Consider the following 573-nt stretch of genomic DNA (forward strand, 5'->3'; position numbering starts at 1 on the left):
AATATGGGCAAGTTACGACCGCAAGGTTGCCCACGCGGGAAGCCTGACCGTTTCGGCAGCCTATTCTGACCTCTAGATGTTCGCGTCCTTGTACGGCGTTGTACTGCATGTGAGCGGTTCAATCTGAGTTCGATAGTGACCTTGTCGCCACACATGACCTTATAGTGGCCTGAGAGCGAACGCCTAACCATTGCCGACGAGCAGCGCGCTGCGTACACTGCCTGTCAATCAAGTCAACGAGCCCCATTGAAGGGCCGGTGATTTATTGTAATTGCCTTAACTGTGACGGTATCGATTCTCGTAAGGTGGGATCGAATGAGAGTGCCGCGCGAGGCCTATCAATTGGCGGGTGTTTCGTTGCTTGCGTTAGCGGCGGCATCCACGTTGCAGATATCTGGCGCGGAAGCGTGCTCGGCTATCGCAAGCGGTGCTGGTACAACAGTCGGCTCAGGCATCTCGGCCGAAACGACGTTCGAAACGACATCGGTCACGGTCGAGTGCAGCACAACTGGAAACGTCCAGGATGTCGGCGGCGTATTCACGACGGGGTTCGCGGGATACAAGGGGCAAGCC

General features: G+C 56.4%; 1 protein-coding gene. It reads right to left on the reverse strand.

Features of this window, described 5'->3' with window-relative positions; genetic code table 11:
* Positions 1–338: 338 nt before the first annotated feature.
* Positions 339–573, reverse strand: a 235-nt coding sequence (locus tag EOA22_RS38415) for a hypothetical protein (protein WP_206521569.1), incomplete at its 5' end; no start/stop codon positions are given.

The sequence above is a fragment of the Mesorhizobium sp. M7A.F.Ca.US.014.04.1.1 genome (genome assembly GCF_003998745.1).
GTDB lineage: Bacteria > Pseudomonadota > Alphaproteobacteria > Rhizobiales > Rhizobiaceae > Mesorhizobium > Mesorhizobium ciceri.